The following is a 12715-nucleotide window of genomic DNA, read 5'->3' on the forward strand; positions in this document are numbered from 1 at the left end:
ACGACGACTAGACAGTCTTGGTGGTGCACCTAAGGAGCAGTCCGACCATGCCGTCGCCAGGATGCGGCGGTCTCCCTGCCGGCCGTCGCGACCGAGGCGACGGCCGTCGCAACCGATCTCACGGCCCCCACGACTGAGTCGGGAACTCCTGAGCAGGTGCTCGCCGCCTCGCGCCACGCATCATGAACCGCAGGGTCTGGCAGGAAGCGAATCGCCTGCTTCCTTAGAGCTGTGAGCGTGGTGACCAGAGTTCGAGAAGAGTTGGAGCGAGTCATGGTGAACCATTCTTTTGAGGAGAAGCGGAGTTCGGTTGGAGGTCAGGTGCCGAGCCGAACGTAAAAATTGCCATCAGTGGCCCGGTTAGCTTGCGGCCCGGGCTTCAGCCCGGAGATCGGGGAGGTACTTCACCGTCGTCGCGGCCAAGCGAAGGGAGTTGCTGAGATGGTCGGCGTGGCTGATGACGTGAAGATTGGCGTGCGCAGAGAGCGGGATGAATGAGTGATCCCCGCTAACGACAACGATGTCCGTGCCACCGCAGCGAACAAAGTCGCGCGCTGCCTCGCAAAGTGCGTCGTCAGCAGCGTTGGGTTCTGTCCGGACGAGTGTCAGCCCCCAACGTTGGAGGTCAACTAGGTCCATGTAGGGGCGCAATATGTTGATTCCAGTTGCCACACGGACGGGCATTCCGGAAACGTGTGCACCGATGGCGCTCAGGAGGACCTTCATTTCGTCCTGCGAAACGCGACCATCTCGCAGGATCGCGATGTTTTCGAGGTCGATGATCGCGGCAAACCGCCCGGGCTCGCTCGGGAGGTACCCCGACCTAGCCCTCCTAGCATCTCTAGTCATCGTCATGGTCGCGATCAATGGTCCTTCTCCTTATTAGCACACGATATGTGCAAGATAACTTTTCAGGTGAAAGTATCACACTTTCCTTACTAGCGACACATATGCGCAGGATAGGATGCCACCATGACACCGGATGACGTAGTCGCTGACCCTCAACGACTTCTCCGCTTCCAAAATGAGGTTGCCTACCTCGATCGAATGTGGCCTCCGGATGATGAAGTGCGTGCGGACACGGAACTGCTGGGCTCGAAAAAAGGTACCTCGATCGTCGCCTGGCTCTGGCCAACCGAGGACCACCGGCCAGGCTCCGATCCGTTCGCCGCCGCCTTGCAAGAAGACCAGGAGCTGTTGAAGAGAGCACTCCCAAGCCACCATCTAGCCGACGCTAATGGTTATCTCGAAGCAGCGAGCCGCGCGGTCGATCGCTGCCGAGAAAGGCGACGCCACATTGTCGCTATACGCTTCCAAAATATTATTGAGTCGATAGCTCGGGAAGTTAGCCGCACCGTGGAAGAGGTCAAGACCCACCTCGTGTGGTCCGTCTCCTTGTCTCAACTGGAACTTGAGCGAATGCTGGACGGGCTCACCCCCTTCTCGTTCGGTGTCATTGTCAGGCTCTGCGACGCACTTCGGTTGGAGTTCGCGGGTGGTTGGGTCATCGACGATCCGCGACTCTTGGCACGTCGAATCGATCTGTCGGTCCGTGCCAGTGCGATCGGGAACCGCCTGCGCTTCCTCACGCTGGAGAATCTAACGAGTATCGAGAAAAGGCTTCCCCGATTAACCGTTGATGCGGGACAGTCGCCGGATCTTGACGACTATCGCGCTCCAGCACTTGGTGGTCGATATTCGTCGTTCTACGAGGTGCTCGCGGCCGACGCCAGGGATCGTCCTGAATATGCGTTAACCCAGATTGACCGCTTTCTTCTTGATGCTGGCGAGCTGGGCTTGCCCGATAGCGCGCGGAAGGGCAGATCGTGGTGGGCGGGAAGCGGCGCGAAGATTGAAGGTCGTCCCCAGATCAGCGCATGGTGGGGGGCTGGCTACAAGGTTGAACGTGTCTCAATCGACTCCTTCACTGACGAAGTCGTTTCCATCAGATTTGAGGCGCTTCCCCGGCGGGCCGAGTGGTTTGCCAACCCGGGTCGAACATTGCAGAGGGAGTATCGGCCCCCCGGCCCCGATAAAGTTCGCATCTATCCGGATCTGGTGACACTCAGCACGGGCCATCAGCCAGACCTTGACGAGAGGGTTCTGGCGCTCGCGTCTCAATTCGACTTTGAGGGCTTCCAAAAAGCTCTCTCCCCAGTTCTCGAGAGCCTCGACGCTTTGCGTCGGTCATACGTGCCTGACGACCCCGACATGCGGAACCTGACTCAGTTCCTCGACAGCGTCGGTGAGGCGGACCGCTTTCAGATCGAGCGTCATTTCAGCTTGGTGCGGAACGAACCCTTGGACGCGGCATGGTTAACGAACCTGTTGACGAAAGCCAGGCGCCAAGGTTGGACGATGAATAAGGGCACGCGGAAGCAGCCGCGGTGGGCCGCTCTCCGGCTCCGGGCCCTGCTACTTGACGACATCGCAGCGAATCTCAGGTTGGAGCCTCCCGCCATAGATCCGAAGGATGCCGTTCCGGTGGAGTTTCTTCACCGCGTCGCGGAGGCAGTCGATCTTCCGTCCGCGAATTCTTCGGCTGCACAGGTCGCTCGTCTGATCGTTGAGTCGAAAGGTGGCGCTTGGCAACCAGGGTTCGAGTCGGCGGATGAATCTGTGACGAGTTTGGGTCTGAAGGCGGTTCAGGATGCCGTTGGCATGCGAATGCCTCCTGAGGACGAGATCGGCGTACTCGCCTGACTGGCCGTTGAGTCAGCAGTGTCCCTCGCGAGGGTGGTGACTATCCAGCGATAACGGCTTCAATGGTGGGTGAGGGGCTGGGAATCGGGGTCAGACCGAACTGTAGCAGCGCGCTACCTGGCTGAGTATGGTGTCCGGCGTGGATGAAATTGAATCGTCCGAGTTGCTTGCACCGCCTAGAAGTCGCTGGCTTTGCGGAGTCGCCGTACTGGTACTGTCCGTCTTGCAACGTCGCTTACCTGGTTCCGTAGCTTCCGGGTACGTTCACCACATGGAGCACAAGGTCATTACTATTGCCGCACCCGTACACGGCTATGACGTGGACTACCTGCTATCCAGCACCCGCGTGCGAGGTTGGACACTCGTCTCGGTCAGCCAAAGTTACCCAACTGAGCCCATGTTCCTGTTCTGGCGTAAGGACTAGGCCAAGAGTGAAGACAGCTAATGCGATTGGATGACCTGGTAGTTGCCTACTCCAAGTTCTTCGTCGACACCCAAGTAGTGACGGATAGCTAGGGCGAATTCGTGCAGGGCGATTTCTAACTGCTCTGCCTTTGGCCCTGACCCCGGTTGGTGGATACCTCTCAAAAGAGAATGTTCATCATGGGAAACACACGCCGGGAGTTCACTCTTGAGTTTTAAGACGAGGCCGTGAAGCTGGTGATCACCGGTCGGGCAGCGTCAACCGTCGCCCGCGAGCTCGGCGTCATCGAAGCTACCCTCGGCCGGTGGGTGAACATGTTCAAGGCCAGCCAAGACGACGGCGAAGCCGGGATTACGGAGACCGAGAAGGCCGAACTACTGCGGCTACGCAAAGAGAACGCCGACCTGAAACTGGACCGGGCGTTCCCAAAAAAAACCTCCCTCGGCCATGTCAGCCCTGTCGACTTCGAGCTGCAATACTCAAAGCGGAACGCGGTCTTCGCTAAAGCCGCATAACACCGTGTCCACTACAGGCCACCGTTGACGTCACGACGACATACTCTGACCTCGGAGTATCCGGTTCTGTCCCACTACCCAATCATTCAACTGCAGGCCAAAGCCGGACTCGTCGCCTGGATGCCATACGCGTGTGCAGTCCGCTGGAGCACCACCGTCGGCATCGAACACCGCGCCGGTGCATGGGCCAACGCAATCTGAAGCGTCATTACGCCGGTATCGTTATGAACGATGGTCGCTCTGGGAGGCCGAATGTTTGACCTATTGACGTCAAGTGGTGTGCTGTTCACCTACACCGTGAACATTCCTGACCGTTCGCAAATGCAGCTGGTCGATTTCTTCGTGGATTCGCCCTTCACTACCGCGAGTAGCCCAGTACACGTGAATGTCGCGACGCTGGCGCTAGTCGGCAAGTCGGTCGAACAAATATTGGTCGATCACGTGGAGCACCACGAAGCCATTGCTCAACGCTCCTCAAATGTTGATTGAGCTGCGTTCCAACTTCCTCTTGGATGCTGCAGACGCTTCAGTCCGGCTACGGAAAAGGAGTTGTGAGAAGTAGTGACGAGTCAGTACGTGGGTGCGGCAAAGCTGTCTTCTTCGGCGAACTATTGGACCGATTTGTTTCCGTGGCTTGCCGGCCTACCGGTCGCCGGACGTCGAGCTCACGCGATCTTAGAGTCTGGATCAGATATTGACGAGTCACCCGAGGTCGAGGATTTTTTGAATTTCATTGCTCGGGAGCTGGTGGAGTTGCGGTCGGGTGTCACGGTGGGAAAGCTTGTTCCTGGTTTGGCAACTGACCTACTGCTAGCGGAGCTGAACGTCGGCACGCGCATGACAAACGCACTGAGCGACAGGCGGTGCGACACGCTTTCTGACATTTCTGCAGTCTCGGTTGCTGACCTTCTCAACTGGCGAAACGTCGGCGTGGGTTCAGTGCAGGACCTTGTGTCTCGGTTGCTGATTGCCGCGGTTCGCGAACATCAGACAAATGTGAATCTACAAAATGATGCATCTCTGGGCTGGCTTCGACAGATTGCGAGCGACCTCCGTGATTTAGCCAAATGGAACTTCCTCGTTGGCCGTCCCCACTCGTCGCTCCTCCAGCGCGACCCATCGATGGCAGAACCGAGCGCTGTCGAACATGCGCGCCACCGACTAGCGCAGGTCACAGCGAGTGATGTTTTCGAAAGCGCGCCCGAGTCGGCCGCAGATTTAATTGGCGCCGCACTAGCCAACCTGGATCCGCGTGAGATTCAGCTTCTACGTGATCGAAATTTTTCTGATTCACCGATGACACTAGACGCCTTGGGCGTCGCATTTGGGATAACGCGAGAACGAGTACGTCAAATTGAGGTACGGGCATTTTTGGGTCTTCGAGAGGACTCATCTGCAGGGCTCCTCGCCGGTCTCAGCGACGCGATCCGTGAGCACATCGGAACGATTTCCTCGCTCGGCGGATTGCTGAGTAGCCTTCCGGCGATGCGCGAAACGGTGGACCAGGCCAACCAGCCGGTTTGGCGAGTGCTAGATCGCCTCGACGACTCATACGAAATAAGAGACAGATGGTGCGGAATACCATCCGTTGGCGCACAAGTCGATCGAACTCACACTCAACTACGTGAATTAGCCACCGACACCGGGTACACCACAGTTTCTCGTCTGATCGAGTCGGACGAGGGTGTGCGGAGATTGAGCGAGCAAGAGCAAGCGGATTGGCTTTCATATTGCGGCTTTGTTGAACTCGAGGGGTACCTACTTCCTCGTTCGGCTGGCATCGCAGACCGCGCCGCAGTTGTGCTGGAGGCAGAGGGCCACCCTATGTCGGGAGCCGAAATAGTAGCGCGACTGGATATCGAACGCTCGATTCGGAGCGCCAAGAATGCTCTCAGCCTGGACCCTCGTTTCGTGCGGGTGAATCGGGACGCATGGGGTTTAGCGCAGTGGGGACTATCCCAATACAAGTCAATTCGAGACTTGATTGGAGTCGAAGTAGACGCGAAAGGGGGCCAGATTTCATTGTCCGACCTCGTGGACACCCTCACCACTCGATATAGCGTCAGCGCCAGCAGCGTGGTTATTTACGGGAATTCGCATCCATATCGAATGGAGAACGGACAAGTCCGACGTTTGACATCGGAGGATATGGACTTGAGCGGAAGGAGCGTATGGCAGACACCCCGATTGCATCGAGGCGATGGGTGCTGGATTCTGCGGACGAGGATAACGTCAGACCACTTGCGTGGTAGCGGTTGTCCACTACCATCGGCCCTCGCACGCGCACTTGGCATTGAGCGTGCCACGTCGAAAATGTTCGCCACGACGGATGGTGAACAGCTCGTGTCGTGGAAATCATCCCAGCCGACGCTCGGAAGCATCCGCAGACTCATTACTCAGTTCAGCCCCGATGAGGACATCTTCCTGATCTTCTCTGATGACGCTTCGTTCCACGTCGAACCGCGCAAACCAGCAGTGAATATTCTTGACGAAATCCTCGCCACAGCTGGCTTGAGCGCCGACAGCCAGGGCTCGCCGCTCGGCAAGCTCGCCGTGTCGATAGGCCTGCGCGCGGATGTGGGAGTTGCAGGACTCATCTCGGCTTTGCGAGGGCGACGTGATGACGACCTGGCTGAAATGCTTGAAGGAATCTAGTTTGGGGAATCGAGGACGTGAAGGAGATCGTTCTTGGCAACCTCGTCCAAGGACCCGTCGGCATTTATCTTTCTGGCTATCCATTGATGTGCGGCGGCACTTAGGTCGGTCGGAAGCTGCATTCGACAGGTACGCTGGCCGCCAACCTCCGACATCGTAACGAGCGCGCCTAGGTCACGAAGCTCACGAAGCCGCCGTTCAGTGTGTACCGCGTCACGCGTCAGGAGCCGGAGTTCTTCGATTGGAACATCCCGATCCTCGCGCTCCGCAAGGTAGCCAAACAATCTCCGATGAGCCGCTCCGAATCCCGCCACATTTCGGTATCGGGCCGGGACTCGCGGATAGACCGCCGTAGCGGCCACCTCAAGACGCGTCGCGAATGCGACAAATGGCTCGTCGTCTGCCCCTTCTTCGATCACAAAGGCCTGAAATGCAAGCGCCAATTGGCGTTTCGCATCGAGGTAGCCGGCAATGAGGCGGGAATGGTCCGCGTCGGAGGATTCCATCAGCTCAAGTAGGATCCTCGTTGCAGTGATAGCTGAGTGGCGCGACTTTCCCCAGTCCACGCTCACCGGGGGGCACCAACTGCAGGGAACTCTGGCGGGAACCTCAAGATGCTCGTGTCCTCACCCGCTTCCTCGACTTCCTCTAGGTCACCCAGCCATTCGCGTAAGAATACTTCAGCCGACAGGTCCGGTTCGCTAGCTCGAAAGAACTCCACAGTGTTGCGCAGTCGCACGCGTACCTCGTTGCCCGGCCGTGGCCCGTGCCCGTCGATCGACTTTTGCAGCTCAAGGCCGGCAGCAAAACGACGGATGTCTGACACGAAGTCGAGCACAACCACTGACGCCTTCCCAGGAGCTAATCGAAGTCCACGGCCGAGCTGCTGAACAAAGATGCGACGACTGTGCGTAACCCGCTGAAAGACAATTAGATTCACATCAGGTACGTCCACACCCTCGTTCAAGACGTCAACTGCACACAAAATCCCAATCTTGCCATCCGCGAAATCCCACAGCACTCGATTCCGCTCGATTGGACCCACCGCGCGCCCATCAGCTCCTCGCGAGTACAGTGTTCGGGCAGAAGTGAACCCGAGACTGTTGATGCGCTCCGCCATACGATCGGCGTGCGATACCGTGCCGCAAAATACAATGCCCCGCGGGCGTTCTATTTCCGCCCACGCTTCGCTCGTGCGCTTCACGACCGCGTCGTCCCACTCATCTATGAACAGTGTTCGGTTGATCGCACGCGGCGAGAAGTTGTCTCCGCGCAGCGCACGAAGTCCATCCCAATTGACGTTGTCCGTGTACATGCGGTAGTTCACGTTGGCAAGAAAACCCGACCTCAAGCCCTCAACCAGGTCGATGCTAACCACAGGACCATCGAACCACTTCGCGAGATGCGAACCTCCCGGCCGCCACGGAGTAGCAGTGAGTCCGATCAAGTGGGGGCCGTGCGGAAGCGTGGTTCCAAGAGACTCCAACAAGGTGTCATAGGTTGCGGACTCAAGGTGATGGCACTCGTCCACGATAATCAAGTCGAATTCAGGCAAGTCAACATTGTTGCTAGCTGCATTGGCCATCGTGTCGCGCGACGCCACAACAACGTCGAATCGTCCAAGGTCCATCCAGGCAGGTCTTTCGATGCCATTCACGATTGCGGTCGCTTGGTCTGCACGTAAGAACGGCCAGAGCGCGCGTTCGAGCTGATACACGAGCTCGTTGGTGTGTGCGAGGACGAGTACGCGCAGCGAGGGTTTCAGGATCGATAGTCGCCGAAGCACCTCTCCGGCTACAAATGTCTTGCCCAACCCTGTCGCAAGAACGACCAGTGAAGAGGTCGACTCAGTGCGCTGCCAATCTCCAACGATTCGGTCGCAGGCCTGAGCCTGATAATCACGCAAGCCAAATGACGAGGATTCGCGGTGCGCGAGGGGTTCGACATCGACCAGACCGAATCTGCGTCTCAATGTCACGTCATCCCATAACTGGACATTGACGCCCTGCGAAGCCAGCATCTGGCGCTGATCGATGAGAGATTGCGTGAAGCCTTTTCGGCTAACGATGACCGGAATGTCGGCGTCATATGTTCGAGCGGCGGCGATGGTGCGGTCGATTACCTCCGGGCCAACGGGCTGTGCATACCTCTTGACCTGAAACAACCATCGCTTGCCGGCTTTCGTAGCCAGGACGTCTGCTCCGCCGTCGCCTGATTGACCGATCAGCGAAACGTGTTCGTAGCCGAGTAGCGGCAGCAGCCGGGTCACGGCCCGTTCGTACGCCTGCCACGAAGTTGTCGATAGCGCCCAGTCACTCAGGAACTCCGTCACAAGATATGCGCCTCTAGGAACACACGCGACGCCTCTGCCCGTGCCACCACGAGACTGTCTGCGTAGGCGAACCGCGCATATGCAGCGCAATCTTCGAGGCATCGGAGATAGATCCCGACTATTTGCTCCCTAGCCGTCGCCGCGGCTGCGCCCACCGATGCTTCACTAGGAAGTGTCTCGTCCCAGATAAAACCAAACCAAGAGTCGCCGTGATACTTGAAGTGCCGAGCGATCGCGCTTGGACCCGCAAATCGAATGTAGCCGCCGGTACGGATTAGCTCACCAAGCTCTCCGAGCCGACCCACGCTGATGAGGCGATCTGCTAGCTCTCGCTGCTCATATTCATCGAGCTCACCATAAAAGTCCGCCACGTCATCGGCAAGCTGTAAACGCTCGCTGACACGGTCGAACAACGAGCGGATGCCGTCCACCGTCGATTCAGGACTGGCAGCCAACTCATCCGCCCACACGCTACTCAAAATGGTGGCAGTTATCGCCGCTACCGAATGCCCTGGTTGCCCCGCGAGGTCACTGCGCAATGTCCACAAGTAGTGCGCTGCCTCGGTTGCGATCAGTTCTTGCGGTTTGACACCGAGCCGACTGAACGCAGGGTGTGCTTCATGAACGAATACATGAATTTTGCCAGGACTACGAAACGCAACGGTGGGCACGGATAGACCGTCCCATGAAGGTTTCAACTCGCGCGCGCGATACCCCACAACGGTCAACGGCTCGGTTTGCCTACCGTCGGACATAGCGAACGTCTTCCCGATGAAGGAGTAGCTGTCGTCTTCGTCGCTAGTCGTGGTCAGCAACTGAAACGACATTGGATCCTGGCTACCCCTTATTGCATCGCATTTCAAACAAGAGTCGGACTCCATCACGTTTGTTGCGCCGCACACCTCGCACCGCCAAGGCTCGAGCACCTCCGGGACTTGCGAAGTCGCGCAGAAGGGGCAAAGTATCGCGCTGAGCGGGATCATCTTCGAGCAAGCTATGCATGCCTTTGCGCGGATGAGCGCGTCACAGCCTTCGCAGACCTCGGCGGCTGGAAGGTTCTGGTAACCGCAGTGGGCACATTCCGGCAAATCCATTGTGGGCATTGTTGATGCCGACTCGACAAGCTCCCACCAGTTGGCGTCGTCGTTGTAGCCAACCTCGTGGTTCAGAAAGCGAGCATAGAAATCTTCCTCGACTTGCCGAGATATTCGAACAGCTTTGCCGGCCGCCTCATCCCAGCGACCCATATACATATCCGCGCGGCCAGGTGTTCGAACCTTGCGATATCCCTGAAACAAGCGTGACACTGGGCTCAGATTGGACTCGGATTCCGCCCAGTTGCTGGGCAGTAACGACTCACCCCGAATGAAGCGAACAGCCCTCTCCCATTCGTCAGTCGTTCGCTGGAAATCTTGCTTCTGAAAATCCACTGGTATGTGGTCGAGATGGATTTCACCGACGATACGGCCGGTCTGCTGATCCGTCGGGTACTCCTTGACGTTTTCACCCACGCGATCGAGGTAGTTGAAGAACCCCTCCTTCTCGGCGACGCGAATAGTCCGACCGTTGCGAACTAGGTCGATTCCGAACTTGTTGTTGTCATCAAACCGTTGAATGCCCACCCATCCGCGAACTCGCTCATCAACGCTTCGAAACTCTTGCGCGTCACATTCGAGGCACGCCGGAGCGTCCGATGGAATTATCGATCCGTCTCGCAAGCACCTGCGTTGTGAATGGATCACCTCATTGAATTCAATGCGCGCCGGAATGTTTCCCCAGCCTTTGCGCTCGACAAATCGTTCCGCAGACCACACGCAGTGTTCGAACGGAGTCAGAGGCTCTTGGTTTACGATTATGCGGACTGTGTTCGCAGTCGACTGCCGCAAGATGCTTGCGTATCGGCGGCCGAGTTGCTGCCGAAGGTTTACGCGATTCGCCCCGGCAAGCTGCGCGGCAAAGCCAGCATTGGCGTCGCCATCTGGCCACCAATGATCGATCTCAACCATGGTGCCGTGCTCGAATCCGACCGGTTTCGGAATTGTTTCGACGGGGACGTTGAACGATCGCTGGCTAACAATGGTGGGCAAGTCCAGCGTGACGCGGAGTGCGACGTCGTCCCTTGTCCGTGCCGTTGTAACCACTGTTCGGCGCCCTAGCTTGCCGGTCGCGATGTTAAATCCCATTCCGAACAAACCCAGGGTGTCAAACCGATTCTTGCCACTGAAGCCAGCCCGAAGTGTATTTTCGAGTCCCTCTCGATCTAGTCCCGCACCACGATCGTAAACACGAATTGCGCCCTCGCCTCGCCTGATCGCAGCAGCCGGAGGAATGCTCACCTCGATCAGCCGGTGAGGCAATTCATGTCCTTCATTGCGGGCTGCGGCGAAGGCGTCGATCCCATTGTCAATCAGCTCGCACAAAGCATCGACTGGGCGCAATGGCGTTTGCGTCAAGGCGAGGAGTACCTTGGGATCAGGGGTGATGTCTAGCGTAGGTGCCTCGTTCATTTTGTCCTCCGGGAGCAGGTTACGACAACGCGCGACATGTCTTCACCGTGAAGGTGCGCATGTTCGTGTCGATCGCGTCACGTAGTCGTTGGTCACAGCTACCATGGGGCGTGGCCATTAGTAAGGAATCTACCTTCTCGTTAGTCGAAATCTGTGCGGGCGCGGGCGGTCAATCCCTCGGGCTTCACCGAGCAGGTTTTCGACATGATCTAGCTGTGGAGCTGGATCCAGTAGCTGCTTCTAGCCTTGGACAGCGTGGATGGAAGGTCGCGATCGGTGACGTTGCCGATCGGAACGTTTGGAAGCCAGAGGATTATTCGGGTGTGGACCTATTCGCCGGTGGCGTTCCGTGTCCGCCATTCTCCATTGCGGGGCAACAACTTGGAGCCAGCGACGAACGCGACCTGTTCGCGTGGGCAATTGAACAAGTTTCAATCATTCGTCCTCGCGCGGTGCTGCTGGAGAACGTCAGAGGGCTCTCATCGGCCCGGTTCTCGGCGTACCGGCAACGGATTCTCGACCGTCTCGGCGAGTCTGGATATGTCGCGACCTGGCGACTCCTTCAGGCAGCTGATTTCGGAGTGCCGCAATTGCGGCCTAGGTTCGTACTTGTCGCGATGCGACCCGACGATGCCGCATATTTCAGGTGGCCGGAACCAGCTTCAGAACCGGTGACAGTTGGCTCCGCTCTCCACGATCTAATGGCCGCAGATGGCTGGAAGCACGCGGATGAGTGGCGAGAATTGGCAAACGCCGTGGGGCCGACTTTGGTTGGCGGAAGCAAGCGGCACGGCGGCGCCGACCTCGGGCCGACAAGAGCGAAAGCGGCTTGGGCGCGACTGCACGTCGACGGCAAGGGGATCGCGGACAATCCACCGTCGGCCAGCTCGTTGTCTTCGAAAGTAGTGATGCCGCGCCTGACGCTGGAGATGGCGGCTCGTGTGCAAGGCTGGCGGGCCACCGATGGCTGGCAATTCTTTGGCGGAAAGACGTCAAAATATCGTCAAATCGGCAACGCGTTTCCACCGCCCGTCGCAGAGGCGGTAGGGCGGAGTATCGTGTCAGCGCTGCGTCACGAGGGGGTCCAGCAAGTCGACCTCCAGCTTTCGACGGACGTCCATGACCCTATCTATCGAGCGCTCGCCCGTGGCTCGGCCGTCCCGATGAGCGAGTTGCTACGGGCGCTGAGCGAGGACAATCAGGCCCACCTTGAGAGCAAGTTGACCGCGATCCGGCGGGACTTTGAGCTTGAGGAGTCAGAAGCCGCCGGTGAGGCTACGTTCAAACTCGGTGCGTTTAAGGGATTCACTGGCCAATCCGACCATTCTCGCCACGCCTACTATTCGACTCATCAGAATCTGGTTAGCTGAGCCTCGACCGTTGGGCACCTCGTGAAGGCCAGCATGTTGCGCCAGGGCTGGAACAGCCGCCTAGGTTTATGCGTTGATTCGCCAGACCTGGAAGTGCTTTATTGCTCTAATGCCCTGCGTCTGCTGCCGATCGAATCCCACGTTTACCAGTCCTAAATGTGGGGACAATGAGGGGCGCCAATGGTGTCCTTCCAGGACATCGCATTACC

Annotated in this window: 9 protein-coding genes; 5 read left to right on the forward strand and 4 right to left on the reverse strand. The window is 58.0% G+C overall.

Annotated features, from left to right (window positions below; genetic code table 11):
* Nucleotides 1–360: 360 nt before the first annotated feature.
* Nucleotides 361–867 (reverse strand): NYN domain-containing protein, encoded by a 507-nt coding sequence (locus E3O22_RS12405; protein WP_134394984.1) that lies wholly within the window; start codon nucleotides 865–867, stop codon nucleotides 361–363.
* Between the two features lie 105 nt (nucleotides 868–972).
* Between E3O22_RS12405 and E3O22_RS12410 the strand changes: the two genes are divergently transcribed.
* From E3O22_RS12410 to E3O22_RS12425, 4 genes are all read left to right on the forward strand, one after another.
* A complete protein-coding gene (locus E3O22_RS12410) occupies nucleotides 973–2703 on the forward strand; it encodes a hypothetical protein (RefSeq protein ID WP_134394983.1) in 1731 nt (576 codons plus the stop codon).
* Nucleotides 2704–3354: 651 nt separating this feature from the next.
* A complete protein-coding gene (locus E3O22_RS12415) occupies nucleotides 3355–3642 on the forward strand; it encodes a transposase (RefSeq protein ID WP_134394982.1) in 288 nt (95 codons plus the stop codon).
* Nucleotides 3643–3894: 252 nt separating this feature from the next.
* Complete coding sequence (locus tag E3O22_RS12420; RefSeq protein WP_134394981.1) at nucleotides 3895–4131, forward strand: hypothetical protein; 237 nt, start codon at nucleotides 3895–3897, stop codon at nucleotides 4129–4131.
* 72 nt (nucleotides 4132–4203) lie between these two features.
* A complete protein-coding gene (locus E3O22_RS12425) occupies nucleotides 4204–6297 on the forward strand; it encodes a sigma factor-like helix-turn-helix DNA-binding protein (protein ID WP_134394980.1) in 2094 nt (697 codons plus the stop codon).
* Here the strand turns inward: E3O22_RS12425 and E3O22_RS12430 are convergent.
* From E3O22_RS12430 to E3O22_RS12440, 3 genes are all read right to left on the reverse strand, one after another.
* The gene (locus E3O22_RS12430) at nucleotides 6294–6803 is read right to left on the reverse strand and encodes a hypothetical protein (RefSeq protein ID WP_134394979.1); all 510 of its coding nucleotides are present in this window, start codon (nucleotides 6801–6803) and stop codon (nucleotides 6294–6296) included. The genes E3O22_RS12425 and E3O22_RS12430 overlap by 4 nt on opposite strands.
* Nucleotides 6804–6865: 62 nt before the next feature.
* On the reverse strand, nucleotides 6866–8731 hold the full coding sequence (locus E3O22_RS12435) for a DEAD/DEAH box helicase family protein (protein WP_255570052.1): 1866 nt from the start codon (nucleotides 8729–8731) through the stop codon (nucleotides 6866–6868).
* Complete coding sequence (locus E3O22_RS12440) at nucleotides 8626–11136, reverse strand: ATP-binding protein (RefSeq protein WP_134394977.1); 2511 nt, start codon at nucleotides 11134–11136, stop codon at nucleotides 8626–8628. Before E3O22_RS12440 ends, E3O22_RS12435 begins: the two co-directional genes overlap by 106 nt.
* 110 nt (nucleotides 11137–11246) lie before the next feature.
* Here E3O22_RS12440 and E3O22_RS12445 point away from each other — a divergent pair, with 110 nt between their 5' ends.
* Complete coding sequence (locus tag E3O22_RS12445; protein ID WP_241976633.1) at nucleotides 11247–12506, forward strand: DNA cytosine methyltransferase; 1260 nt, start codon at nucleotides 11247–11249, stop codon at nucleotides 12504–12506.
* Nucleotides 12507–12715: the final 209 nt, after the last annotated feature.

Source organism: Cryobacterium sp. TMT2-18-2 (genome assembly GCF_004402245.1).
Taxonomy (GTDB): Bacteria; Actinomycetota; Actinomycetes; order Actinomycetales; family Microbacteriaceae; genus Cryobacterium; species Cryobacterium sandaracinum.

Bases quoted from the DNA above. Each gene is read 5' to 3' on its own strand.
- E3O22_RS12410 (WP_134394983.1), top strand. From the start codon at position 973: ATGACACCGGATGACGTAGTCGCTGACCCTCAACGACTTCTCCGCTTC.
- E3O22_RS12420 (WP_134394981.1), top strand. From the start codon at position 3,895: ATGTTTGACCTATTGACGTCAAGTGGTGTGCTGTTCACCTACACCGTG.
- E3O22_RS12430 (WP_134394979.1), bottom strand. From the start codon at position 6,803: ATGGAATCCTCCGACGCGGACCATTCCCGCCTCATTGCCGGCTACCTC.
- E3O22_RS12435 (WP_255570052.1), bottom strand. From the start codon at position 8,731: ATGCCTCGAAGATTGCGCTGCATATGCGCGGTTCGCCTACGCAGACAG.
- E3O22_RS12440 (WP_134394977.1), bottom strand. From the start codon at position 11,136: ATGAACGAGGCACCTACGCTAGACATCACCCCTGATCCCAAGGTACTC.